This window comes from Streptomyces monomycini, assembly GCF_022271435.1.
Lineage (GTDB): Bacteria > Actinomycetota > Actinomycetes > Streptomycetales > Streptomycetaceae > Streptomyces > Streptomyces monomycini.
The window spans coordinates 47,466-71,850 of sequence record NZ_JAFIQY010000002.1 but is presented as its reverse complement, the minus strand read 5'-3'; the positions used below and the strand labels follow the sequence as shown (position 1 = coordinate 71,850).

The following is a 24,385-nucleotide window of genomic DNA, read 5'->3' as shown; positions in this document are numbered from 1 at the left end:
GTGTGGCCCTGGCCATCGCGCTGGTGCTCAAGACCTTCCTCGTCCAGGCCTTCGTGATCCCCTCCGGCTCCATGGAAGAGACCATCCGGATCGGTGACCGGGTCCTGGTCGACAAGCTCACCCCCTGGTTCGGCTCGGAACCCGAACGGGGTGACGTGGTCGTCTTCAAGGACCCAGGAGGGTGGCTGAAGGACGAGCAGGTCACCTCCGCCGACGACCCGGTCGTGGTCAAGCAGATCAAGGAGTTCATGACCTTCATCGGTCTGCTTCCGTCGGCCGACGAACAGGATCTGATCAAGCGAGTGGTGGGTGTCGGGGGCGACACCGTCAAGTGCTGTGACAAGCAAGGGCATGTCACGGTCAACGGAACCCCCCTGAATGAGCCGTACCTGCACCCGGGCGATGCGCCCTCGCAGTTCAAATTCGAGGTCAAGGTTCCGGACGGCCGGATCTTCGTGCTGGGCGACCACCGCTCCAATTCGGCAGACTCCCGGTACCACCTGGACGAGCCGTACCGTGGGACGATCTCGGTGGACAACGTGGTCGGCCGGGCCGTGGTCATCGCCTGGCCGGTGGGCCACTGGCGCCGCCTGGAGGAGCCTGACACCTACGCGACCGTGCGCGACGCGCCGGGCGCGAGGGCGACGGCGGGGCGGGCTCCGCATAGTGTGTCCTCCGACGGTTTGTCCGAACTCCCGACCCCTGCGGAACTCCCGCTCGTTATGGGAGTGGTGGGCCTGCACCGGCTATCGGGCAGGCAGTGGCGTGGAGTAAGGAGTGGATGTGGGGGACTTGGCGGTCGGCGCGCGGTCCGGGACCGGAGAGCCCGAAGAGCCGGCGGGAAACGGTGAGTCCTCACAGCCCGCCGCGTCCGGCGTGCCGGGAGGACCGGCGGACCCGGCGCGGGCGACGGATCCGGGGCAGCCGGCCGGTCCCGGGCGGCCGACGGGCCCCGGAGTGCCGTTGGACAAGGAACAGCCGGTGGGCGAGGAGGAGAGCGGCAGCGTGAAGAAGGGCAAGAAGCCGCGTGCCTTCTGGAAAGAGCTGCCGATCCTCATCGGGATCGCGCTGATCCTCGCGCTGATCATCAAGACGTTCCTGGTGCAGGCGTTCTCCATTCCGTCCGACTCGATGCAGGACACCCTGCAGCGCGGGGACCGGGTGCTGGTGGACAAGCTCACCCCGTGGTTCGGCTCCGAACCGGAACGTGGCGAGGTTGTCGTCTTCCACGACCCGGGCGGCTGGCTGAACGAGGTGCCCACCCCCGAGCCCAACGCGATCCAGCAGGTCCTCAGCTTCATCGGCCTGATGCCGTCGGCCGAGGAGAAGGACCTGATCAAGCGGGTCATCGCCGTCGGCGGTGACACCGTGGAGTGCCAGGGCGCCGGACCGGTCAAGGTCAACGGCACGGCCCTGAAGGAGGACTCGTACCTCTACCCGGGCAACACGCCGTGCGGCGACAAGCCGTTCGGGCCGATCAAGGTGCCGAAGGACAGCATCTGGGTCATGGGTGACCACCGTCAGGACTCCCTCGACTCGCGCTACCACACGAACCTCAAGGGCAACGGCACGGTCGAGGTCAAGCAGGTCGTGGGGCGTGCCTTCACGGTCGCCTGGCCGATCAACCGCTGGTCATGGCTGTCGGTGCCGGACACCTTCGACCAGCCCGCACTGAACAAGGCCATGGCGGCGACGCCGGCGGCGCTCGGTCTCGCGGGTGCGGTGCCGATCGTGCTGTGGCGGCGGCGCAGGCGGGCCGTGCGGGTGGCGCGTCCGGTGGAGCAGGCGTCCGACTGAGCGGGTGATCTGCACCGGGCCGTGCGCGAGGGGTGCGGCCCGGGATGTGTGCCCCCTGCGTGTCCCGGTGGGGGAGAGGCCGACGCTGTCCCGGATGCTCCCTGGCGAGCGTCCGGTGCGTACGTCCCGAGGTTGTCCCGGCTCATGGTGCTGACTGGGCAACGTACCCCCGGGTAGGGTGCCGTCCCAGATCTTCGACGCGGGTCGTTCGTGGGGCGGGAGCGCTGGGATGAGCAGCAGCAAGGCACGTACGGGTGACGGCCGCGGCCGGACGACGGGCAGTGTGCTGTCCGGTCTGGTGGTGGCCGTCGGCTGTGTGCTGTTCCTGGGCGGCTTCGTATGGGGAGCACTGACCTACCGCCCCTACACGGTGCCGACCGACTCGATGGCCCCGACGATCGGGGTGGGGGACCGGGTGCTGGCCGAGCAGGTGGACGGCTCCGAGGTGCGGCGTGGAGACGTCGTGGTCTTCCGGGACGCGGTGTGGGGCGATGTGCCGATGATCAAGCGGGTCGTCGGGGTGGGAGGCGACACGGTCGCCTGCTGCAGCAAGGACGGCCGGCTGACGATCAACGGCAAGCCCGTCGACGAACCGTATCTGCACACCACGGGCCCGGCCTCACCGACCGGCTTCAGCTCAAAGGTGCCGGTGGGCCAGCTCTTCCTCCTCGGTGATCACCGCAACGATTCCCTGGACTCCCGTACGCACCTCAAGGACGCCGACCACGGCTCGGTGTCGCGCACCGCCGTGGACGCGCGGGTGGACGCCAGAGCATGGCCGGTCGGCAGCATGGGTGTGGTGGAACGGCCGGAAGGTTTCGCGGCGATGCCCGGCGGAACGTCGCAGCCTGGGCCGGTACGCATCATCGTCGTCGCGGTCGTCGTCGGAGCGGTGATGATCCTTGGAGGTGCGGCGTACGGGCCGCTGGCGCGGCGGGGGAGGCGCAGGAATGGGTGACGTGACGGGTACCGACGCGAAGGAAGCCGAAGCGGCGGGTAATGACATGGGGCCTGAGGGGCCTGAGGGGCCTGAGAGGTCTGAAGCACCTCACGCGGTCGGAGGGCTGCCGGTGGAGGTGCGCCAGGTCGCACGGGTAGTACTGCTCGCCCCGGACAACCGGGTCCTGCTGCTGCACGGCTATGAACCGAGCGATCCGACCCGTACCTGGTGGTTCACACCGGGCGGCGGCCTGGAGGGCGAGGAGTCCCGCGAGGAGGCCGCACACCGGGAGCTGGCCGAGGAGACGGGTATCGCCGACGTACAGCTGGGGCCGCTGCTGTGGAAGCGGCGCTGCTCCTTCACCTTCGACGGCAGGCGCTGGGAGCAGGACGAGTGGTACTACCTGGCTCGTACCGACCGGACTGCAACCGAGATGTCGGGGCAGACGGATCTTGAGCGGCGCAGCGTATCGGGACTGAGGTGGTGGACCTTGGAAGATCTTTCCACGTCGCATGAGACGGTGTATCCGACGGGATTCGTCGAGCTGCTGGGCAGGCTGCTCGACGAAGGGCCCCCTGACGCGCCGGTGCTGCTGGCTACCGAGAGCGTCTGACGCACAATAGGGGGACGCACGGCTGAAGGGGATCTGCCATGAGCGCCGAGGACCTCGAAAAGTACGAGACCGAGATGGAGCTGAAGCTCTACCGGGAGTACCGCGATGTCGTCGGGCTGTTCAAGTATGTGATCGAGACCGAGCGTCGCTTCTACCTCACGAACGATTACGAGATGCAGGTGCACTCCGTGCAGGGTGAGGTCTTCTTTGAGGTCTCGATGGCTGATGCGTGGGTCTGGGACATGTACCGGCCGGCTCGTTTCGTGAAACAGGTGCGCGTGTTGACGTTCAAGGACGTGAACATCGAGGAGCTGAACAAGAGCGACCTGGATCTTCCGGGGAGCTGAGGCCGCCGAGCCGGTCGGGGCGGGGTGTCGGCCCTGGCGCCTTCCCGCGGGGGTGGGAACGCCGGAGCGTCACTGGGTCGAGTGGCGAAGTTGTCCACAACCGCTCGGTAGTCCACCAAGATCCAACAGTTCGTGATGGAAGCGTCACAGTCGGTGCCGGAGGTGGTGCCGAGTGAACGCCACGAACGAGAAAAATCGCCGACCTGACCGGCGCGAGGGAAACTCACACGAGCGACCCTGCGAGGAGAACCTTCAGAGGCGCCCGAGCGAGAAGAGCCCTCCGGAGTGTCCGGGCGGGGAACATGCTCAGCCGACGGTGGATGCAGGCGGCCCGTTGCCCCAGGAGGGCACACCGCGGGGGCTGGACGGCGTACCGCGGGAGCTGTGCGGTGGTCGGCCGCGAGTCCGAGGCAGCCGGAGGGCGACAAGCCGCGGAGACGTCCCGCCCGGTGCCCGTACCGCCTCCGGGGCCGGCTCCCAACGGTCCCGCCCTCGCCGTCCCCGACATCCCATCGGGGCGGCCGCCGCCCTCCACGACCTGCCCGTGACCAGCGCCCGCCGGGCGCTCGGACGCTACGGGGAAGACCTGGCGGCACGACACCTGACCACCGTCGGCATGCGCATCCTGGACCGAAACTGGCGCTGTCAGGACGGCGAGGTCGACATCGTGGCAGCCGACGGTGACGCCCTGGTGCTCTGCGAGGTCAAGGCCCGTCGTGCGGGTGCGTACGAACATCCCATGGCAGCGGTACGGCCGGAGAAGGCCGCCCGCCTGCTGCGCCTGGCGGAACGCTGGCTGGAGGAACACGGCGGTCCACCGCCCGGCGGAGTGCGTATCGACGTGGTCGGAGTGCTGCTGCCTTCGCGTGGCGCACCGCTCCTGGAGCATGTGCGGGGAGTGACCTGACATGGGATTCGCCCGCACGTGCTCGGTCGCGCTGGTCGGTGTCGAAGGCGTGGTCGTGGAGGTCCAAGCGGACCTGGAGCCGGGGGTCGCGGCCTTCGCGCTCGTCGGACTGCCGGACAAGAGTCTGATCGAATCGCGGGACAGAGTACGGGCCGCCGTCGTGAACTCAGGCGGTGAATGGCCGCAGAAGAAGCTCACCGTCGGCCTCAGCCCGGCTTCCGTTCCCAAGGGCGGCAGCGGTTTCGACCTGGCCGTGGCCTGCGCGGTCCTCGGCGCGGCGGAACGGATCGATCCACGTGAACTGGCCGACCTCGTCATGATCGGCGAGTTGGGGCTGGACGGCCGTGTACGACCGGTGCGCGGGGTCCTTCCGGCCGTGCTGGCGGCGGCGGACGCCGGATACCGCCAGGTGGTCGTACCGGAGAGGACCGTGGCCGAGGCATCGCTCGTCCCGGGGGTCTCCGTTCTCGGCGTACGAAGCCTCAGGCAGCTGATCGCGGTGCTCACCGACGAGCCGGTGCCGGAAGAGGAGGAACACCACGCGACCGCTGAGGGGCGCCCGGATTCACTGCTGGCGGGACTGGCCGTACCCGGTACCGGACTCGGTACAGAGCGCATGAGTGGCGAACGACTGCCCGACCTGTCGGATGTCGCCGGACAGTACAGTGCGCGTAGAGCCCTGGAGGTGGCGGCAGCCGGACGTCACCACATCTTCTTCCTGGGCCCTCCGGGAGCTGGCAAGACCCTCCTGGCCGAACGCCTGCCCGGGCTGCTTCCCCGTCTCTCGCCCAAGGAGTCCTTGGAGGTGACGGCGGTGCATTCGGTGGCCGGCGCCCTGCCGCCGGGGCAGCCACTGGTGGATCACCCACCGTACTGCGCGCCTCATCACAGCGCGACGATGGCCTCGCTGGTGGGCGGCGGCAGCGGCCTGCCCCGCCCGGGAGCCGTGTCACTGGCGCATCACGGCGTCCTGTTCATCGACGAAGCAGCTGAATGCAACGCCCGTGTGCTGGACGCACTACGGCAGCCGCTGGAGTCGGGGTACGTCGTGGTCGCGCGAGCCGCCGGGATGATGCGGATGCCGGCGAAGTTCCTGCTGGCCCTGGCTGCCAATCCTTGCCCTTGTGGTCGCCACGGCACACTCGGGGGCGGCTGCGAATGCCGCCCATCCACCATCCAGCGCTACCGCGCCCGGCTGTCGGGGCCGCTGATGGACCGTATCGACCTACGGGTGGCGGTGGAACCCGTCGCACGTTCCGAATTGCTCTCGCTCACCCAGAGCGCCGAAACCACCGCTGAAGTGGCCGAACGCGTACGAGCCGCCCGCGACCGCGCCGCAGCCCGGCTCGCGGATACGCCATGGAGCACCAACAGCGAGGTCCCGGGCCACGAATTGCGTACCCGCTGGCAAGTCGCCCCGGGCGCGATGGCGCAGGCAGAACACGACCTCGAAACCGGCCTCCTGACGGCCCGCGGCATGGACCGCGTACTCCGGGTCGCCTGGACCTCGGCCGACCTCGCCGGTCATGACCGCCCGACGGCCGAAGACATCAACTGGGCTTTGGAACTGCGCACGGGCATCAGGCGGGGGGTGCCGTTGGCGGCGGGGGCGAGGTGAGTGAGGTGACGAGGGGGCTGGGCTATCGCGGAGGGGGAGGGACAGGCCTGGGGCGGAGAGGAACGGTTCGACTTAGGGGTACGGCCTGGCGTGTTCACGGGGTCTGCGAATAGGGCGAATGCCGGTGACCCAGGCCGGGGCGGAGCAAGGCGCATAGGAGGTGGTGGGCCGTGGCTTGGCTGGAGCTGCGGGCACGGGGACCAGTAGGCCGCAGCAGGACTGGGCTTGCAGCGTGCCTCCCTTGGCCGGGCTGATGGGCTGACCGACTGCCCCTGAGGTAGGCGTTCCGTGGCACCGGTGCGGCGCCGCCGATGCAACCGCACCGCTCGGCGCGGAGACGGTGCGTACGGAAGGGCTGCGCGCGACAGGGCGGGCGCGGTGGCGCGACGACAGGGCGGCCGATGAAGGGCAGCCGGGGCAGTCGGAGTAGTCGGCGGGCGGCGGGCGGCAGCGGGCGGTTGGGTTGCGGGGGCGTGGCAGCGCGGTGCATAGGCGCGATGGCCAAGGCGCGGTGACACGGGTGGTGCGGCGTCGGCGGTGCGGCAGGCGTGGCGGTGCGTTGGTGTGGGGGTGGGCGGTGGTGCATGGGCGTGAGGGGGAGGCGAGGCGATGGGGACGCTCGCAGCGGAAGCGCGACAGGTAGGAGGTACGGGGCGGGTGGGTGGGGGGAGGGGGGAGGGGAAGCAAGACGTACGAGCACAGGTCGGCCGCCTACGAACGGGTTCCGACCAAGTGCCGAACCACATCTCGGCCCCAGCCATACCTCGGGCGAGTGAGACCGCACATGACCTGAGCGTGGGGCCGAACGAATGAAGGCAGGCGGCAGGCGTCTGGCGGCGGGGCCTGGCCGCGGTCGGCGGCCAGGCAGACCGAGGCGTGGCGCCCAGTTACCACTTTCGGCTACACGGCGCTGCTCGGCTGCCGAGGAAGCACGAAACGGAGCACACGAAACGGAGCAGGAGAAAGGGAGAGAGACATGCGGGGGACTGAGGATCGTTCTACAGCAAGTGCCAGGGAGCCGGCGCATGAGTGAAGTGGGGGAGGAGGAGAGGGCGGCACGCGCGACATTGACGCGGATCGCTGAGCCCGGTGACGAAGCGGTGGGCCGGTGGCTGCGGCAGACGACGCCGGTACACCTTGTGCAGTCCCTGTTCGGCGAGCGGGACATGCCGTCAGGGGGGACGAAAGAGAAGTGCAAAGGTCTGCGACTGCGAGCGGCTCGTACGGACGCCGGCAGAGCTGCCGCAGATCTTGCTGCCATCAGCGCGCTCGGCGGTCGGTTCGTCTGCCCAGGAGACGACGAGTGGCCGCAGCAGTTGAACGATTTGGGGGATGGCAAACCCATCGGCCTGTGGGTACGCGGGTCCGCCAACTTGCGACTTTGGGCCTTACGGTCCGTCGCGGTCGTCGGCGCTCGCGCCTGTACGGAGTACGGCGCTCACTTGGCGGCCACCCTCAGCGCGGACCTGGCCGACCGCGGCTGGACAGTGGTGTCCGGAGCTGCGAAAGTTCTATAGCCACAAAGCTGTTGTAGTAGACGTGTGCTTGTTGCTGAAGAGAGCGATGTGGCCGCCAACTCCGTTGGCTGGCAGGTGTATCGGTACGACCTGGAGCGTCCCGCGCGGGACTTGCCTGAGCGCTTATCTCTGTACGCGCCGGATCTGCGGACGTGGATCGAGCGGCTCGGCGGGCGGCATGGGCAGCGGTTCCTTCTCGGTCCGGACGGGCTGCCTGATCTGAGGGTGAACGCGTTCTTCGCGTCGCCCAATATGAGGAATCTGGCGGACCTGACGAACCGGGACTACGCATACTCCTTGGCTCTGTGGCTGAACTTCCTGCTGGTGCTGGGCCGGGGCTGGTGGGAGGCGACCGAGGACGACGCGGCGGAGTTCCAGTTCTGGCGGCTGACCGATCCGGGGAACGACCAGCGGGTGCAGAAGTCGTCGTTCGCCAAGGACGTGGCGGGCTGCAAGAAGTTCTACAAGTGGGTGGGCAAGCGCTACCAGGTCGTCGACCCCTTTGACGAGTTGGAGTACGAGCGCGGTCGGCGGCAGGAGAACGTGAAGTGGCTCGACCCGGCCGCGATCCGGCGGTGGCGGGATCTGGGGCTGAGAGGACGTGGCCTGGATGGCCGTCGTGACCGTCGCTGGCGGGGCCGCAACGATCAGCGGGACGCCGCGTTCGTGGACGGGCTCTACGGCACTGGCCTGCGGCTTACCTCGTGGTCCAGCGTGCTGCTGCCCGAGCTGCCCCGCATGGCGCCGGGCCGCGGGTATTTCACTTGTGAGCTGGCTGACCAGTGCGCCAAGCGCGAGAACGGCTACACCTACTGGATGCCGCGGGCGGTGGCAGCCGGCGCTCACAGCTACCGCGAGGGGTCTCGGGCTCGGGCCGTGCGCCGGGCCCAGGAGTCGGGACTCTACGAGTCGCTCCGCGGGCTGCGGGTCGTTCAGCTGTCCCGCAAGGACAAGGGCGTCCACCTGGCGGATGGGAAGGGCGGCACGGTCGAGCATCCGTGGAACGACCTTCCGCCACAGGTCCGAAAGCTGCTGTTCACGGAGACGCCGCAGGGCCTGGAGCCGCTCTCGTTGTGGCTCAACGAGGACGGGCTGCCGCGCGACGCGCACGGCTGGCACCACACCTTCGAGGCGGCCAACACGCGGATCGAGGATCTCGGTCTGGAGAACTTCTCCTGCACCGCCCACATGCACCGCCACTCCTTCGCCCTGCGGTGGTTCTCGGTCGGCAAGCTCCTCTGGGCTCAGCGACTGGGGCACCTGACGGAGGAGGAGAGCCGGGACTTCCGGGACCAGTTCGGCGACCACTGGCACCTGGTGCAGACGATGCTCGGGCACCTGCGGGTGGAGACCACGAAGGAGGTCTACCTGGAGCCCTTCAAGAATCTGCAGGTCGAGCTGCTGTTGGCGCACGCGGAGGGCTTCCCGGTCGCCCGGTTCATGGCCGACGCGTTCGCCGGTCACCCCCGGGTCCGCACCGACCCGCTGGCGGTGTCCCGGTGAGCCCCCGGGGACGCCGGGCCAGCCTGCCCGGCCATCAAGACAGAACCGCCCGCGGCCTCCTGGACGGCCTGGTGGTGCGGTGCTTCGCCGAGGACGGCAGCGGATCACGCGACTACCCCTTCGACGTCCTGCCGGTCGCGCCGGGGCTGCGGCAGGGACTCGCGAAGGCATTCGAGCGGCGGACGGCCCCCGGAGCCGGCCTGACCTCATTGGACTCGACCAACCACCCCTACCGGGCGGCACAGGGCTTCACGCGCTACCTGGCGACGCTGGCCTGGCCGCCGACGGAGCTCGCCCATCTGTTGCCCGAGCACCTCGACGGCTTCTTCGACAGCCGCAAGGACCAGTCGACCCGCGCTGGGGAAGTGCTGGCCGACCTCAAGCTCCTGCTGAGGCACGCCGAAGGCATCAGCGAGTCGGTGGCGGCGAAGTTGCGCGAGGCGCATCCTCCGCGCCACCGGCCGCAGGAGCCGAAGCAGAGCTACAGCCGGCACGAGTTCAAGCGCATCGCCGATGCCGCCCGCGCCGACCTTCGCGCCGCCGCTGCCCGGATCCGCGCGAACCGCGTGGACCTGCACCGGTTCCGCACCGGCGAGCCGGAGCCGGACAGGGACCGACGACTGGAGCTGCTGGACTGGGTCGATCGGTTCGGGGACGTCCCGCGCCAACTCCGCCCGCGCGGGGTCCGGGCCGGTCAGGACGTCGCTCAGAACTGGATCACCCGCCACGGCTCGGTCGACGAGATCGTCACCTGGCTGCACCTGTCCGGCATGGAGTTCACCGCGGGGGCCGTCCTGCTGACCGCGATGACCGGCCAGAACAAGAGCGTGATCTTCAAGACCCCGGCGGTCCACCACCGGGCCGACGGCTACACCGGCCAGACACCGACGGCGATCTTGGAGGCCAAGAAGCCGCGACGGGGCCGACGGGCCCACATGAGCCTGGCCCTGAGCGATCTCCCGGACTGGATCAGCATCCCCTCCGACCCGGAGGAAGTCACGGCTCGCGACGAGCTACACACGCCGTTCGGTCTCTACGTGCTGCTGCACGAACTGACGTCCCGTTCGCGTGAGCTGACCGGGACGAGCCGCCTGTTGATCGGCTGGGTGGGACGCGGCGGCCGAGGGGCGGGCCGGGGACTGCGGCAGATGTCGCCGGACGGCTGGGTTCCCCGCTGGGCCGACCGGCACGGCCTGCAGGCGGAGAAACCCGACGAGAAGGGCAAGCCGGTCCCGTTACGCCTCACGCTCGAACTGGTCCGGCTGACCCAACTCGAACTCCATCAGAAACCGGTCGCTCACACCGAGCAGACCCTGGCCACGGACTATCTGGCCCGCAACCGGGGCAACCTCGCCGAGTATCAGAAGGTCGTCGCCGCAGCTCTGAAGGAGGAGGTCGCCAAGGCCCGGGTCCGTGGTGTCATGGCCGTGCTCACGCGGACCGACCTGGAGCGGGCCAGCACTGACGCGGAGGCGGTCGCGGCTGAGTACGGCATTGACGCGGTGACCCTGAAACGGATGATCGCCGGGGAGCTGGACACCGTCATGAACGCCTGCGTCGATCACCGGGGCGGCCCGCATGCCCCACCTGGCCAGCCCTGCCGGGCCTCTTTCATGCTCTGCCTGGGCTGTCCTTGCGCACGCGCGCTTCCCCGCCACCTGCCCGTCCAGGTGCTGGTCCACGACCGGCTGGCCGCCCGCCGGGCGGAGATGACACCACAGCAGTGGACCCAGCGGTTCGCGCTGGTCCACACCCAGCTCGAAGACCTGATGTCCCGCCACGACGAGGTGGACGTCGATGACGCCCGCGACAACGCCACCGATGCCGACCGAGCCGTGGTGACGCGGTTCCTGAACAGAGAACTTGATCTTCGATGAGTGTCGTCTCACCGCTGCCGCATGCCGACTGGGACACGGTCCCCGAGGGCACCGAGTGGCCGAGCCCGGACACCTTGGTGCTGCTGAACCGCCCGATGCGGCCGGGCACGGACCTGAGCCGTCTGTCCCGGTTCGCGGACGACCGCTGGGACCTCGACCCCGCGGTCTTCGAGGATCACGTCTCGGCCAGGAGCCTGAACTTCGCTCCCATCCCTGGGCCGCTGCGGCAGGATGCCAAGCACTACCACTGGCAGCTGCTGAACCACTCCAGCCCCGGGACGATGCGGCGGTCCTACGGCGACCGTCCGGCCCTCGGCACGATCCTGGTGGGATTCAGCCCCTTCAAGAAGTTCCTGAGCTGGCTCCACGGCCGGGGCATCACCGCCTTTGGGCAGGTCACGCTCGATCTGCTGGACCAGTATCTCGTCGAGCTGGACGAGGAGACTATCGGCCTGGAGCGCAAGTACCGGCGGGTCTCCGAAGTACGGCGACTGTGGTCGACCCGCGGGATCCTGCCGGGGCGGATGCGGCTGCCCGCTCTCCCGCCCTGGGGCGGGGAGGAGTCCCGCGACCTGTTCGGCAAGGTCCGCCCCCAGCGGGACAACCGCACCCCCCGCATCGGGGAACTGACCATGCAGCACCTGCTGATCTGGGCGATCCGGTTCGTCGAGGACTTCGCCGAGGACATCCTGGCTGCCCACGCCGAGCATCTCCACCTGCACAGCCAGGGCATCAACCAGCAGCATCGTCGGGGCCAGTACACGAAGCCGGCGCACGGCGAGGTCCGCGAGCGGATGACCGCCTACCTGGAACGGATGCGTGACACCGGCGGGATGCTGCCGGGCAGACGTGTGGACGACGGCACCCTCGTGATCGACTGGCAGCACGTCGGCAGGATCCTGTCCTGCGCGGACTCGATCCAGCTGAGCAGCACCGGCCGGCTCGCCACCGAATCGGGCATCCCCGTCGCCGACGACGCCTACCTCGACGCCCAGGTCGCCGGACAGATCGACGGCCGGCCCTGGCGGCCGCGGCGCATCTCCTACCAGGAGGCCCCGAAGCTCGCGCGGCTCCTGAGTACGGCCTGCTTCGTCATCGTCGCCTACCTCTCCGGCGCTCGTCCCGGGGAGGTGCTCAATCTCCGGCGCGGCTGCATCGAGCGCGACGCCGAGAACGATCTCTGGCTGATGAAGGGTCTCTACTACAAGAACGCCGTCGACGCGGACGGCAACAAGATCCCCGAAGGGGAACTCCGCCGCGACCCCTGGGTCGTCGTGGAGGTCGTCGCCCTGGCCGTCGGCGTGCTGGAACAGCTCCACCCGCACCCGCTGCTGTTCCCGAACCACATCGAGCCGCACCGCCGCCGCATGGCCACCAAGCGAGAAGGCGACGCCCGCACCGACGGCGTGATCGCCGAGGACATCACCGTCTTCGTCGACTGGGTCAACAACGAGGCCCGCCGGCAGGGCCGCACCGATCTCATCCCTCCGGACAGCCACGGGAACCTGTCGGCATCCCGCTACCGGCGGACCCTGGCCTGGTTCATCAGGCGCCGGCCCCGCGGGCTGGTGGCCGCCTCGGTTCAGTACGGCCATCTCTACACCCGGCTCCTACAGGGCTACGCGGGCTCCTACGAATCAGGTTTCCCCGACGAGTACGCCTTCGAGGACTGGCTCTACCGCATCGAGATCCTCGCCGAGGACGCGCAGGCCCTCGAAGAGGGCGAACACGTCAGCGGTCCCGCCGCCGACGCCTACCGTCAGCGTGTCACCGCGGCCAACCGGCAGTTCGCCGGCCACGTCCTCACCAGCGACCGTCAGGCCCGCGACCTCGTGGGCAACCCGCTCCTGCAAGTCCACCACGGGCAGGGCATGACCTGCGTCCTCGATCCCGCCCAGGCCGCCTGCCGCCTCCGCGGAACAGTCGACGACCCCCTGGTCACCCCCGATATCGACGACTGCCGTCCTCGATGCCGATGCCTCGCCCGCACCGACCGCGACATCGAGCATGTCGAGCGGCAGGCCGCCGAGCTTGCCCTCGCCGTCGATGACCCCTTGGCCCCGCCGATCCGCCACGAACGCGAGCTTCACGAACTTGAGCGGCTGAGGAAGATCCTCGACACCCACAAGAAGGGAGAACACGACCAGTGACCTCCACCCCTCTCGCGGACGGTGACCCGGTCCGAGCCGCGATCCTCGCCGCGATGGACCGTCTCCTCGCCGGCACCCCACTGCGGTCCAGCGGTCGACTCAGCGTCTCCCAGCTCGCGATCGAAGCGCGGATCAAGCGGTGGCAACTCACCCACCAGCACCTCGACCTCAAAGACCTCTTCCAGGCACGGGTGAAGGCCCAGGGCAACACGCCCGAGGCCTTCAGCAAGGAGCTCAGCGAGCACGAGAAGCTCAAGAAGAAGTACGCCGACCTTCGCCAGCACTGCGCTGACCTGGAAGAACGGCTGAGGGTCTATGCCGCTGCGGTCAACCTCCTCGCGCTGGAGAACGCAGCCCTCACCGGCCGCGAGCCGGGAGCCCGCGTGATCCCCCTGCCCCGGGCACAGAGGCTCCCCGGACCCTCCAACCCCAGGCCCGAGTGACCCTCCAACAGGGACCATCGAGGTGTTGCTCCACGGAGTCCCGGGTGATGTGGTCTTGGCCTGCATAGTTTTCGCCTACAGGAGGAGCGTCAACAACAGGTAAAAGAAGCGAGCTAACTTACGGAGTGGACGGTGCGGCTCATCGAGGCGCCCTGGCGGCAAAGGGAGCCTCGGTCGCGGTATTGGCCTCCGGTGTCGACTACGCCTATCCGCGGGGGCACACCGAGTTGATCCGGCGCCTTGCGGAACAGGGACTGGTCATCGCCGAGTTGCCACCGGGAGATCATCCGACGCGCAGTCGCTTCATCCTGCGGAACCGAGTCATCGCGGCCCTCACCCGGGGAACCGTTGTCGTAGAGGCCGAACTGCGCAGCGGGTCGTTGGTCACTGCCCGGCGGGCGACGGAGCTGGGCAGGTTCACCATGGGGATGCCGGGGCCGGTCACCAGTGGCTTGTCGGCGGGCGTGCACCAACTGCTGCGGGGCGAAGCCGTAGTGGTCACCGAAGCCGCCGAAGTCATCGAGCTGGTCGGCAGCATCGGCGACCTTGCTCCCGCGCAGCGTGGGCCGACCCTGGCGCACGATCTTCTTGATCCGGTGGCCGCCCGGGTGCTTGAAGCGGTTCCCGCACGGGGCGGGGCGGACTCGCGGCGGCTGGCGCGGGACTCGGGTACGGCAGAGGAAGTCGCGCAGGGCAAGCTCTTCGAGCTGCAGTCGCTGGGATTCGTTCAAAGGTGTGGAGCTGTCTGGGAGTTGGCGCGGAGTTCAGGGGCCGCTGCAGGGCCCCGGGGAGGTGGCGTTCGACCTGTGGCGAACGGGTGAAAAGATGAGAGGAATGACCGTAAGGAGATGATTTGGTGTCTTTCTGTTCGTGGAGTCCAGTCGTCGCTGGACGGTGACGAGCGCATCGGTTGCCGCCGCGGCGGTCAGTGGTGAATCCGCGTGCGGGGGAGCGTGCGCCGGGCGCCCGTAACGACACTTCCATCCCCCTGCGAGTGGAATTGGCGCCGCCCTCTGTAACCCGGGGGTGCGGGCAGCGGAACGTATCTGCGCACTCCCGGGCGACCCTTCATCGCGCATCGCGACACTGCAGTCACGCTACGCTCACGAGTAATTCAACCTCACGCACGTGTTCCCCAGTGTTTCGGCAGAACGGCTCAAGGCAACGAATGCCCCAGCACACCTCCGGGTCCGACCGCGCGGCCGCGCCCCCCGCCGCGCGCGGTAGCGTGCGCCCCGCCGCGCCCACCTCGCTGGAGGAGCTGTGGCGCGCCTACAAGATCTCGGGCGACGGACGGCTGCGGGAGCAGCTGATCCTGCACTACTCGCCCCTGGTGAAGTATGTCGCCGGCCGGGTCAGTGTCGGCCTGCCGCCCAACGTCGAGCAGGCCGACTTCGTCTCTTCCGGAGTCTTCGGGCTCATCGACGCCATCGAGAAGTTCGACCCCGAGCGGTCGATCAAGTTCGAGACGTACGCCATCACCCGTATCCGGGGGGCGATGATCGACGAACTGCGGGCACTGGACTGGATCCCGCGGTCGGTACGGCAGAAAGCCAGGGCGGTCGAGCGGGCGTACGCCACGCTGGAGGCCCAGCTACGGCGCTCCCCGTCCGAAGCGGAGGTGGCCTCGGAAATGGGCATCGCCTTGGAGGAACTTCACGGGGTCTTCAGCCAGCTGTCCCTGGCCAATGTCGTCGCCCTGGAGGAGCTGCTGCACGTCGGCGGCGAGGGTGGCGATCGGCTGAGCCTGATGGACACCCTGGAGGACACGGCTGCCGACAATCCCGTCGAGGTGGCCGAGGACCGCGAGCTGCGGCGGCTGCTCGCAAGGGCCATCAACACGCTCCCCGATCGGGAGAAGACCGTCGTGACGCTCTACTACTACGAGGGCCTCACGCTCGCCGAGATCGGCAACGTACTCGGGGTCACCGAGAGCCGCGTCAGCCAGATTCACACCAAGTCCGTACTCCAGCTTCGCGCCAAACTGGCTGATGTGGGGCGGTGAGCCGGGGGGTGTGGGAGCCGGCGCCCCCTTCCAGTGGGTCGCGTCCTACCGTGTCGTATCGGGAGGGGGAGGGGCACCCGTTGTCGGAGGCTGGACAGAAGCTGGTCGGGGCCGGTCGGAACAAGAAGCAGCCGGAGCTTCACTGGAAACATCGGTGCTTGTGCGAGCGGGGCCGGGATGGCCAAGTCGCTGTGCCGGCGTCTCCCTTCGCTCGGCTCTGTGTTTTGGCCTTTGCTCGGGGTCTTTCGTCTGCGCTTGCACTGTTGCGCGCCCGGGTCTCCGAGCTTCTGGCTCACTTTCCGCTTCGCCCCCCGCCCCCCCGCCCCCCCCGCCCCCCGCCCTCCCTCCCCCGGCCCATCCACCCCACCCCACCCCACCTCCAGCTCCGCTCCTGCCTCCGGCTCCGCCTCTCTCCTCCCCTCCCGGCCGGGCCACCCCTCCGCTGCTCACAGCGCAGCCCGCTCTTCGACGGCGCTCGTGCTTCGAGGGCCGTCCTGGAGCTCACCTCTAGGCGCACGGCTCATGCCGACCCCGCGGCCGTCTCCTCGCCATCGGCGGTGCTCGTGCTTGTCGGCGGTGCCGGTGCCTGGCTGTCGCGCTCAACCCATGGCCTACCTGTGTTGACTCAGGATCGACTGGGGATCGAACCGGAGTAGCCCTCAGGCGCTGACCTCGCGGTCGGTCAGCGCGCCTCGCCCCGCCGAGGGCCCGCCGCAGACAACCAGCCCTGGCAAGTGCCCGCTCCCCCGACGCACTCCCTACCGGCTCACGACCACCAGCACCCCCTACGCAGCAGCGCGCATCCCAGCGCCCGCGGACCAGTCCCAGACCCATGTCGGCCCGCGCTTCCGCGCTTGCTCGCCGCTCGGCAGAGTGTGTGCGGTCGGCCCAGGGTGGCTGCCCTGGCTCGTCTCCCTCCCTAGCTGAATCTCTGCCCCCGCCCCCCCCGCCCCCCCCGCCCCCCCCCGCCCCCCCCGCCCTCCCCCTGGTCTTCTCACGCCGCGGTTTGCCTGCTGTCGGTGTTTCTCCGTGTGTTGGCCTGTGCGGTTTCCCCTTTCGTCGGTCTCGTCCTCCTGGGTGTCGGGGTGGACACATCGTGATGCGGAGTGCCGTGTCCGGCGTGCCATCCGTAGAGTGGTGACGTGCCCAGGATTCGAGCGGCCTCTGTGGCCGAGCACCGGACGATGCAGCGTGGCGCCCTTCTGGACGCCGCCCGCACCCTGCTGTCCGAAGGCGGGACCGAGGCGTTGACCTTCCCCGCCCTCGCTGAGCGAACGGGTCTCGCGCGCTCCTCCGTCTACGAGTACTTCCGTTCCCGCGCGGCTGTCGTCGAAGAGCTCTGCGCTGTCGACTTCCCCGTATGGGCGGCTGAGGTCGAGGCGGCGATGGAGCGGGTCGAGACACCCGAGGCCAAGATCGAGGCGTACGTGCGGCAACAGCTCGCGCTGGTCGGCGACCGTCGTCACCGGGCCGTCGTCGCGATCTCGGCAGGTGAGCTGGACGCCGGCGCGCGGGAGAAGATCCGTGCCGCGCACGGCGGACTGATCGCGATGATCGTGGAGGCCTTGGCGAGCCTCGGTCACGAGCAGCCGCGTCTTGCCGCCATGCTGCTGCAAGGGGTCGTCGACGCCGCTGTCCGCCGCATCGAGCTCGGGGCCGCGGAAGAGCCGACGCAGATCACAGAAGCCGCGGTCGCCATGGTTCTGGGTGGGGTCAGAGGCTGATCGGTCGGTCCTCTCTTCACCGGGTCGCGGATGGTGTGGGGCGTGGGGCGTGAGGGGTCGGCGCTGGCTTTGGGCGGAGCTTGAGAACACGGTGGGCGGGTTGGTGGAGTGGCGGGGCGCGCTTTCGTATGCCGCGTATCCGGCCTGCCTGGGGGGACCTCGTGCGCCGAGATTGACGCGGGCGCGGCGGATCACGGTGCCTTGATTCGCTCCTCGGCTCGGGCACGTTGATGACCGGCAGGAGCCGTGAAGGGCCGGGGTTCAGCATGGCTGGGGGGAGCAGGGACAGCGGGTCCAAGTAGGTCTTGCCGCGGAGCAGGCCCCAGTGCAGGCACGCGGCAGAGCAGTGGAACGGGCCTGGGCCGAGCTTGGCCACTGCCTGACCTGCGGTGACGTGGTCACCTTTGCGGACGGTCGGGTGGACCGGTTCGTAGGTGGTGCGTAGTGGCGGGTGGCCGGATTTCGCCACCTCGATCGACAGGACGCCCCGGCCTGCCACCTTGCCGGCGAAGAGCACGCGTCCAGGAGCGGCGGCTCGTACCGTCGTGTCCTCGGCCGCGAGGAGATCCACCCCCCGATGGCCGGGCGCCCAGGGGGCGGGTGGAGGCTCCCAGCCGCGCGCGACAGTGGGCCGCGCGCCGGTTGCTCCCGTGATGGGCCAAGCTCGTTCGCCGGTGGCCGGTGTTGCGGGGCGGCTCGGGTCCGGGCCGGTCGAGCGGCCCGGCGCCGATGTCGGATGGTGCTCCGAACGCTTCGAAGGCTTTGAAGGTTCTGAAGGCTCTGTGGGACGGGGAGGAACGTCGCCGGCGAACGCCACACCGACCGTGGCAGCTCCGGCCGACAGTACGGCCGATGCGGTGCCTGCCGCGCAGAGGGCCAGGAGGCGGGCGGCTGTGGGAGCGGTGCGCCGGGCGTGCGCCACACGCCCGTTTCTGACACCCCCGGCGCCCCCGGTGACAGCCGAGCCCGCCGGACGGCCGGACCCAGGCCCTACCCAAGAACGGCGTGTCCCGGTAGTGGGCACAGCACGTACGCCACGCGCCGGCCGCCGGACGACGGCGGCGCGTACGGTCTCGAAAACAGTTCGTTGTCGCATGTCACGACGGTGCCTCGATCGGCCGTGGCTCGGGGATCTTGAGCTGGATCGGTGGACTACCGGCGGGTTGTGTACAACCGCATCACCCGTGCGATACCCCGTGCGACACCTCGGTTCCCGTCCGGAGCGCTCACTCCCGTCCGCGGACACGCCCCGAGCCCCCACCCACCACCCACCTCACCCCCACCCCCGCACCTCATCCCGCCCTCCGTACATCACCCCCACACCCACCCCCCAACCTGGCCGAAAGGAGCGTGTCGCCCGTCCCTTCGGCGGTCCCGTACACTTCTTGTGGCGATCCGGGTCACCGGGTCGACTTCGCACGCCCCGCCACCAGCGCAACATTCCCCATTCGGGCAGCACGGTGGACGCGCCCCTCGGTCCTCGGAAGGCCCCGCAAGGTTCCTTCCCCGGCAGAGCGCGCCGGGGCGTCAGGCACCGCGGCCGCCCGGCCGCAGTGGAACCGAGTAACACGAGGAGTACGGCCATGGCCGTCGTCACGATGCGGGAGCTGCTGGAGAGCGGCGTCCACTTCGGGCACCAGACCCGCCGTTGGAACCCGAAGATGAAGCGCTTCATCTTCACGGAGCGCAACGGCATCTACATCATCGACCTGCTCCAGTCGCTGTCGTACATCGACCGCGCCTACGAGTTCGTCAAGGAGACCGTCGCCCACGGCGGCTCGGTGATGTTCGTCGGCACCAAGAAGCAGGCCCAGGAGGCCATTGCCGAGCAGGCGACCCGCGTGGGCATGCCCTACGTGAACCAGCGCTGGCTCGGCGGCATGCTGACCAACTTCTCGACCGTCTACAAGCGCCTGCAGCGCCTGAAGGAGCTCGAGCAGATCGACTTCGAGGATGTGGCCGCCTCCGGCCTCACCAAGAAGGAGCTGCTGGTCCTCTCCCGCGAGAAGGCCAAGCTGGAGAAGACCCTCGGCGGTATCCGCGAGATGCAGAAGGTGCCCAGCGCCGTCTGGATCGTGGACACCAAGAAGGAGCACATCGCCGTCGGCGAGGCGCGCAAGCTCAACATCCCGGTCGTGGCGATCCTCGACACGAACTGCGACCCGGACGAGGTCGACTACAAGATCCCGGGTAACGACGACGCGATCCGCTCCGTCACCCTGCTCACCCGCGTGATCGCCGACGCCGTCGCCGAGGGCCTCATCGCCCGCTCCGGCGTCGCCACCGGCGACCAGAAGCCGGGCGAGAAGGCCGGCGAGCCGCTCGCCGAGTGGGAGCGCGACCTGCTCGAGGGCGAGAAGAAGGCCGACGACGCCAAGGCCGACGAGGCCAAGGCCGAGGACGAGCCCGCCGAGGCCCCGGCTGCCGAGGCCCCCGCCGCCGAGGCGCCCGCCGCCGAGGCCGAGAAGCCGGCCGCCGAGCAGGCCTGACGCCGCACGACCGGTTGACGACGGCGGGGGAGAGTGCCACGAGCGCTCCCCCCGCCGTCCACCCGTAGATCTTTCGACTGTCGAGATTTCGAGAAGAGATTCACAGACCATGGCGAACTACACCGCCGCGGACGTCAAGAAGCTCCGCGAGCTGACCGGCGCCGGCATGATGGACTGCAAGAAGGCCCTGGACGAGGCCGAGGGCAGCGTCGACAAGGCCGTGGAGATCCTCCGCGTCAAGGGCCAGAAGGGCGTCGCCAAGCGCGAGAGCCGTTCGGCCGAGAACGGCGCCGTCGTCTCCCTCATCTCCGAGGACAAGACCTCCGGCGTCCTGCTCGAGCTGAAGTGCGAGACGGACTTCGTCGCCAAGGGCGAGAAGTTCCTGGCCGTCGCCAACGCGCTGGCCGCGCACGTCGCCGCCACCTCCCCGGCCGACCTCCAGGCGCTGCTCGCCTCCGAGATCGAGGCCGGCAAGACCGTCCAGGCGTACGTCGACGAGGCCAACGCCACGCTCGGCGAGAAGATCGTCCTGGACCGCTTCGCGCAGTTCTCCGGCGGCTACGTGGCCGCTTACATGCACCGCACCATGCCCGACCTCCCGCCGCAGGTCGGCGTCCTGGTCGAGCTGGACAAGGAGAACGCCGAGACCGCCAAGGACGTCGCGCAGCACATCGCCGCGTTCGCGCCGAAGTACCTCACCCGTGAGGACGTCCCGGCCGACGTCGTCGAGAACGAGCGTCGCGTGGCCGAGGCCACCTCGCGCGAGGAGGGCAAGCCCGAGGCCGCCCTCCCGAAGATCGTCGAGGGTCGCGTCAACGGCTTCTTCAAGGAGAACACGCTGCTCGCGCAGCCCTTCGCGAAGGACAACAAGAAGTCCGTCGAGAAGGTCCTGAACGAGGCCGGTGTCTCGCTGAAGCGCTTCGCGCGCATCCGCGTCGGCGCCTGAGCCAAGCCGTCGGCCTTGTCGCCAAGGCCAGCGAATGACCTGCGGCCCCGCTAGGGTCGTACGCAGTCGGCCGCATACCGGCCGGCCGCAGATGTGACGAGGAGGCCATTGCCGTACAGGGATCTGAACCAGACCCCCGGCAATGGCCTTCTTCGTATGTGCACGAGGAGAGCGTGATGAATCAGGGTGCCGACGGCGCGGACACAGCCCACAAAGCCGACAGTGACGGGAAGGGACGCTTCCTGCTGAAGCTGTCGGGCGAAGCGTTCGCCGGCGGCGGCGGACTGGGTGTCGACCCCGATGTCGTGCACGCCATCGCCCGCGAGATCGCAGCAGTGGTCCGCGACGGCTACGAGATCGCCATCGTGATCGGCGGCGGCAACTTCTTCCGCGGCGCCGAGCTGCAGCAGCGCGGCATGGACCGCGCCCGCTCGGACTACATGGGCATGCTCGGTACGGTCATGAACTGCCTGGCCCTCCAGGACTTCCTGGAGAAGGAGGGCATCGACTGCCGCGTACAGACCGCCATCACCATGGGACAGGTCGCGGAGCCGTACATTCCGCTGCGCGCCGTCCGGCACATGGAGAAGGGCCGCGTGGTCATCTTCGGAGCGGGCATGGGCATGCCGTACTTCTCCACCGACACCACCGCGGCGCAGCGCGCCCTGGAGGTCGGCGCCGAGGCCATGCTGATGGGCAAGAACGGGGTGGACGGGGTCTACGACGCCGACCCCAAGAAGTTCCCGGACGCGGTGAAGTTCGACGCCCTGGAGTACGGCGAGGTCATCACCCGCGACCTCAAGGTCGCCGACGCCACCGCGATCACGCTCTGCCGTGACAACAAGCTTCCGATCCTCGTCTTCGAGCTGCTCGCCGAGGGCAACATCGCGCGCGCGGTGAAGGGTGAGAAGATCGGCACGCTCGTCAGCGATCAGGGCACCCGGGCCTGACGGCCCCAACTGCCGTAGTGCCGTACGGGCAGGGCTCCGTACGGGCGGCAACCCCGGGTCGTGGATGACCTCGGCACGGGGATGGACAATGGCCTGCCGGTCGGACACCGTGCAGGAGAAGACGCGCGGCAGGGGCGAGGCTCTGCTTCTTACCGAAAAGACCAGGAGCAAGTGGTGATCGAAGAGATCCTCCTCGAGGCCGAGGAGAAGATGGAGAAGGCCGTCGTGGTCGCCAAGGAGGACTTCGCCGCGATTCGCACCGGGCGTGCGCACCCGGCGATGTTCAACAAGATCGTGGCGGACTACTACGGCGCCATGACGCCGATCAACCAGCTGGCGTCGTTCTCGGTGCCCGAACCGCGGATGGCCGTGGTGACCCCGTTCGACAAGAGCGCGCTGCGCAACATCGAGCAGGCCATCCGGGACTCCGACCTGGGCGTCAACCCGAGCAATGACGGCCACATCATTCGTGTGAACTTCCCGGAGCTCACCGAGGAGCGCCGCCGGGAGTTCATCAAGGTCGCCAAGAACAAGGCCGAGGACTCGAAGATCTCGATCCGCAGCATCCGGCGCAAGGCCAAGGAAACCCTCGACAAGCTCGTCAAGGACAAGGAGTCCGGCGAGGACGAGGTGCGCCGGGCGGAGAAGGAGCTCGACGACACCACCGCGAAGTACGTCGCGCAGGTGGACGAGCTCCTCAAGCACAAGGAATCCGAGCTCCTCGAGGTCTGATGAACGAGTCATCCTGGGGGGCCCCGCCTGGCGTCGGCCGAGCCGGTCAATGGGGACCACCCGACCAGGGACCCGTCGGTACGGCGGGTCCCGCGCACGACTGGGGCGCGGCGGCGCAGACTCGCCCCATGCCCATCGTGCCCGACACAGGCGGACACCAGGACGACGACCGGAATTCTTCGGACGACGACCGGGACCACCGGGACGACCTGGGGGCCGCTCGGCCGAGCGGCCCCCTGTTCCGCGACGAACAGCCGCAGGAGCCCATGCCCACCTCCATGCCGGGGCCCGACAGCTCACAGCACCCCCCCAAGCCGCAGAAGAAGAGCGCGGGACGCAATCTCCGGGCCGCCATAGGGGTCGGCGTCGGCCTCGGCGCGGTCATCCTCTTCTCGCTCTTCGTCTACAAGCCGCTGTTCGTGGGCGTGATAGTCATCGCGGTGGTCGTGGGCCTGTGGGAACTGACCTCGCGGCTGGCGGAGCGCAAGGACGTCAAGGTCCCGCTGGTGCCGCTCGCGCTCGGCGGTACGGCGATGGTGGTCGCCGGCTACGTACGCGGCGCCGAGGGCGCCTGGGTGGCGATGGCGCTCACCGCGCTCGCCGCCCTCGTGTGGCGCATGACGGAGGCCCCCGAGAACTACCTCAGGGACGTCACGGCCGGCGTCTTCGCGGCGTTCTACGTGCCGTTCCTGGCGACGTTCGTGGCGATGATGCTGGCCGCCGACGACGGGCCGCAGCGCGTCCTGACGTTCCTGCTGCTGACCGTCGTCAGCGACACGGGCGCGTACGCGGTCGGCTGGCGCTTCGGCAAGAACAAGCTCGCCCCGCGCATCAGCCCCGGCAAGACCCGCGAGGGACTGCTGGGCGCGGTGCTGTTCGCCATGGTCGCGGGCGCGCTGAGCATGGAGCTGATCATCACCGACGGCGCCTGGTGGCAGGGCCTGCTCCTGGGCATCGCCGTCGCGGCCAGCGCGACCCTCGGCGACCTCGGCGAGTCCATGATCAAGCGGGACCTCGGCATCAAGGACATGGGCACCCTGCTGCCCGGCCACGGCGGCATCATGGACCGCCTGGACTCCCTCCTGCCGACCGCCCCGATCGTCTGGCTGCTGTACGTGATCTTCGTGGGATCTGGTTGACCAGCGGTTTTCCGTACGTGTGAGGAGGGCCCGCCACCCTGTGTGGCGGGCCCTTCGCACGTCGGGTGTGCACCCGGGTACGTCGGCGACCGGGTGCCGACGGCGAACTGCCCAACCGGTGTGATCCGGACCACTCGTATGCAGCTGGGCGCTTGGCGCCGCTCGGTGTTCGGGGTGACGTGGTTCTGGTTTTCGCCGCGGTCGGCGATGAGATTGCCGAGAAACCCGCGATGCGTTCCAGTGAGCCGGGGGCGGCGGACGAGATTCCGGTGCCTGGACGAGTTGAAGAGTCGCCTCAGGAAGGCCGGGCGAGGATTCGAGTCGGCTCAATTGGATGTCCGCCAGGCGAAGGTGAATGCCAAGGAGGCTGAGGCGGTATCCAGTCTTCTCTCCGTTCTGAGTGAGGCACAGTTCACGTGCATCCAGATCGGCCCGATATTCCCGGTGAAGCATGGGAGTGAGGGCAATCAGGTGATAGCTGTGAGAAACCTGACTCAGCTTGAGATGCGCGCTCTCTCGCGTTGTCCGGAAATTCAGACCCGTCCGGAGAAAGCTCTGGGTGCGCTCGCCACCGCCATCTCGGCCATGGCTGATGCGGGCGACGGTGGCGATGACGACGACGGTGGCGATGCGATGCCCCGGAGGGCTGTCTGAGAAAGCCGCCGCGACCGTGGGTTCCCCGCGATCA

Annotated in this window: 20 protein-coding genes and 2 pseudogenes; 21 read left to right on the top strand and 1 reads right to left on the bottom strand. The window is 68.9% G+C overall.

Going from position 1 to position 24,385, the window contains the following annotated elements:
* Positions 1-2: 2 nt before the first annotated feature.
* From lepB (JXZ78_RS02970) to JXZ78_RS02900, 15 genes and pseudogenes are all read left to right on the top strand, one after another.
* Positions 3-851 (top strand): signal peptidase I, encoded by an 849-nt coding sequence (gene lepB, locus JXZ78_RS02970; RefSeq protein WP_033037179.1) that lies wholly within the window; start codon positions 3-5, stop codon positions 849-851.
* Entirely contained in the window at positions 793-1,797 is a 1,005-nt protein-coding gene (lepB, locus tag JXZ78_RS02965; protein ID WP_078624010.1) for a signal peptidase I, read from the top strand. Before lepB (JXZ78_RS02970) ends, lepB (JXZ78_RS02965) begins: the two co-directional genes overlap by 59 nt.
* Positions 1,798-2,026: 229 nt before the next feature.
* Positions 2,027-2,755 (top strand): signal peptidase I, encoded by a 729-nt coding sequence (lepB, locus tag JXZ78_RS02960; RefSeq protein ID WP_030018417.1) that lies wholly within the window; start codon positions 2,027-2,029, stop codon positions 2,753-2,755.
* A 106-nt stretch (positions 2,756-2,861) separates the two neighbouring features.
* Complete coding sequence (locus JXZ78_RS02955; protein WP_030018418.1) at positions 2,862-3,350, top strand: NUDIX hydrolase; 489 nt, start codon at positions 2,862-2,864, stop codon at positions 3,348-3,350.
* A gap of 38 nt (positions 3,351-3,388) precedes the next feature.
* Entirely contained in the window at positions 3,389-3,697 is a 309-nt protein-coding gene (locus tag JXZ78_RS02950) for a DUF2469 domain-containing protein (protein WP_003980220.1), read from the top strand.
* 544 nt (positions 3,698-4,241) lie between these two features.
* Entirely contained in the window at positions 4,242-4,604 is a 363-nt protein-coding gene (locus JXZ78_RS02945; RefSeq protein WP_050502118.1) for a YraN family protein, read from the top strand.
* Position 4,605: 1 nt separating this feature from the next.
* On the top strand, positions 4,606-6,222 hold the full coding sequence (locus JXZ78_RS02940) for a YifB family Mg chelatase-like AAA ATPase (RefSeq protein WP_030018420.1): 1,617 nt from the start codon (positions 4,606-4,608) through the stop codon (positions 6,220-6,222).
* Positions 6,223-7,247: 1,025 nt separating this feature from the next.
* A pseudogene (locus JXZ78_RS02935) lies at positions 7,248-7,727 on the top strand (DNA-processing protein DprA); the annotation flags it as partial.
* A gap of 309 nt (positions 7,728-8,036) precedes the next feature.
* The gene (locus tag JXZ78_RS02930) at positions 8,037-9,242 is read left to right on the top strand and encodes a site-specific integrase (protein WP_208870103.1); all 1,206 of its coding nucleotides are present in this window, start codon (positions 8,037-8,039) and stop codon (positions 9,240-9,242) included.
* Entirely contained in the window at positions 9,239-11,119 is a 1,881-nt protein-coding gene (locus JXZ78_RS02925) for a hypothetical protein (RefSeq protein ID WP_157851462.1), read from the top strand. The genes JXZ78_RS02930 and JXZ78_RS02925 overlap by 4 nt, the downstream gene beginning before the upstream one ends.
* The gene (locus JXZ78_RS02920) at positions 11,116-13,269 is read left to right on the top strand and encodes a hypothetical protein (protein WP_033037100.1); all 2,154 of its coding nucleotides are present in this window, start codon (positions 11,116-11,118) and stop codon (positions 13,267-13,269) included. Before JXZ78_RS02925 ends, JXZ78_RS02920 begins: the two co-directional genes overlap by 4 nt.
* Complete coding sequence (locus tag JXZ78_RS02915) at positions 13,266-13,712, top strand: hypothetical protein (protein WP_030017974.1); 447 nt, start codon at positions 13,266-13,268, stop codon at positions 13,710-13,712. The genes JXZ78_RS02920 and JXZ78_RS02915 overlap by 4 nt, the downstream gene beginning before the upstream one ends.
* A 107-nt stretch (positions 13,713-13,819) precedes the next feature.
* A pseudogene (locus JXZ78_RS02910) lies at positions 13,820-14,533 on the top strand (DNA-processing protein DprA); the annotation flags it as partial.
* Positions 14,534-14,880: 347 nt separating this feature from the next.
* Complete coding sequence (gene whiG / locus JXZ78_RS02905; protein ID WP_030017971.1) at positions 14,881-15,717, top strand: RNA polymerase sigma factor WhiG; 837 nt, start codon at positions 14,881-14,883, stop codon at positions 15,715-15,717.
* Positions 15,718-16,901: 1,184 nt separating this feature from the next.
* The gene (locus JXZ78_RS02900; protein WP_033037120.1) at positions 16,902-17,441 is read left to right on the top strand and encodes a TetR/AcrR family transcriptional regulator; all 540 of its coding nucleotides are present in this window, start codon (positions 16,902-16,904) and stop codon (positions 17,439-17,441) included.
* Positions 17,442-17,457: 16 nt separating this feature from the next.
* Here the strand turns inward: JXZ78_RS02900 and JXZ78_RS40990 are convergent, their stop codons facing one another.
* Positions 17,458-18,537, bottom strand: a complete 1,080-nt coding sequence (locus tag JXZ78_RS40990; RefSeq protein WP_372498389.1) for a peptidoglycan DD-metalloendopeptidase family protein — start codon at positions 18,535-18,537, stop codon at positions 17,458-17,460.
* A 487-nt stretch (positions 18,538-19,024) separates the two neighbouring features.
* Between JXZ78_RS40990 and rpsB the strand changes: the two genes are divergently transcribed.
* From rpsB to JXZ78_RS02865, 6 genes are all read left to right on the top strand, one after another.
* On the top strand, positions 19,025-19,930 hold the full coding sequence (gene rpsB, locus JXZ78_RS02890) for a 30S ribosomal protein S2 (protein WP_030017379.1): 906 nt from the start codon (positions 19,025-19,027) through the stop codon (positions 19,928-19,930).
* A 109-nt stretch (positions 19,931-20,039) separates the two neighbouring features.
* Complete coding sequence (tsf, locus tag JXZ78_RS02885; RefSeq protein ID WP_030017378.1) at positions 20,040-20,876, top strand: translation elongation factor Ts; 837 nt, start codon at positions 20,040-20,042, stop codon at positions 20,874-20,876.
* Between the two features lie 176 nt (positions 20,877-21,052).
* Positions 21,053-21,826, top strand: coding sequence for a UMP kinase (gene pyrH, locus JXZ78_RS02880; RefSeq protein ID WP_030017377.1), 774 nt, complete (start codon positions 21,053-21,055; stop codon positions 21,824-21,826).
* A 174-nt stretch (positions 21,827-22,000) separates the two neighbouring features.
* Positions 22,001-22,558 (top strand): ribosome recycling factor, encoded by a 558-nt coding sequence (gene frr, locus JXZ78_RS02875; RefSeq protein ID WP_030017375.1) that lies wholly within the window; start codon positions 22,001-22,003, stop codon positions 22,556-22,558.
* Complete coding sequence (locus JXZ78_RS02870) at positions 22,558-23,697, top strand: phosphatidate cytidylyltransferase (RefSeq protein WP_030017374.1); 1,140 nt, start codon at positions 22,558-22,560, stop codon at positions 23,695-23,697. The genes frr and JXZ78_RS02870 overlap by 1 nt, the downstream gene beginning before the upstream one ends.
* Before the next feature lie 330 nt (positions 23,698-24,027).
* The gene (locus JXZ78_RS02865; protein WP_030017373.1) at positions 24,028-24,351 is read left to right on the top strand and encodes a hypothetical protein; all 324 of its coding nucleotides are present in this window, start codon (positions 24,028-24,030) and stop codon (positions 24,349-24,351) included.
* Positions 24,352-24,385 lie beyond the last annotated feature (34 nt).

Bases quoted from the DNA above. Each gene is read 5' to 3' on its own strand.
- lepB (WP_030018417.1), top strand. From the start codon at position 2,027: ATGAGCAGCAGCAAGGCACGTACGGGTGACGGCCGCGGCCGGACGACG.
- JXZ78_RS02950 (WP_003980220.1), top strand. From the start codon at position 3,389: ATGAGCGCCGAGGACCTCGAAAAGTACGAGACCGAGATGGAGCTGAAG.
- JXZ78_RS02940 (WP_030018420.1), top strand. From the start codon at position 4,606: ATGGGATTCGCCCGCACGTGCTCGGTCGCGCTGGTCGGTGTCGAAGGC.
- JXZ78_RS02920 (WP_033037100.1), top strand. From the start codon at position 11,116: ATGAGTGTCGTCTCACCGCTGCCGCATGCCGACTGGGACACGGTCCCC.
- whiG (WP_030017971.1), top strand. From the start codon at position 14,881: ATGCCCCAGCACACCTCCGGGTCCGACCGCGCGGCCGCGCCCCCCGCC.
- JXZ78_RS02900 (WP_033037120.1), top strand. From the start codon at position 16,902: ATGCAGCGTGGCGCCCTTCTGGACGCCGCCCGCACCCTGCTGTCCGAA.
- JXZ78_RS40990 (WP_372498389.1), bottom strand. From the start codon at position 18,537: ATGCGACAACGAACTGTTTTCGAGACCGTACGCGCCGCCGTCGTCCGG.
- rpsB (WP_030017379.1), top strand. From the start codon at position 19,025: ATGGCCGTCGTCACGATGCGGGAGCTGCTGGAGAGCGGCGTCCACTTC.
- tsf (WP_030017378.1), top strand. From the start codon at position 20,040: ATGGCGAACTACACCGCCGCGGACGTCAAGAAGCTCCGCGAGCTGACC.
- pyrH (WP_030017377.1), top strand. From the start codon at position 21,053: ATGAATCAGGGTGCCGACGGCGCGGACACAGCCCACAAAGCCGACAGT.
- JXZ78_RS02870 (WP_030017374.1), top strand. From the start codon at position 22,558: ATGAACGAGTCATCCTGGGGGGCCCCGCCTGGCGTCGGCCGAGCCGGT.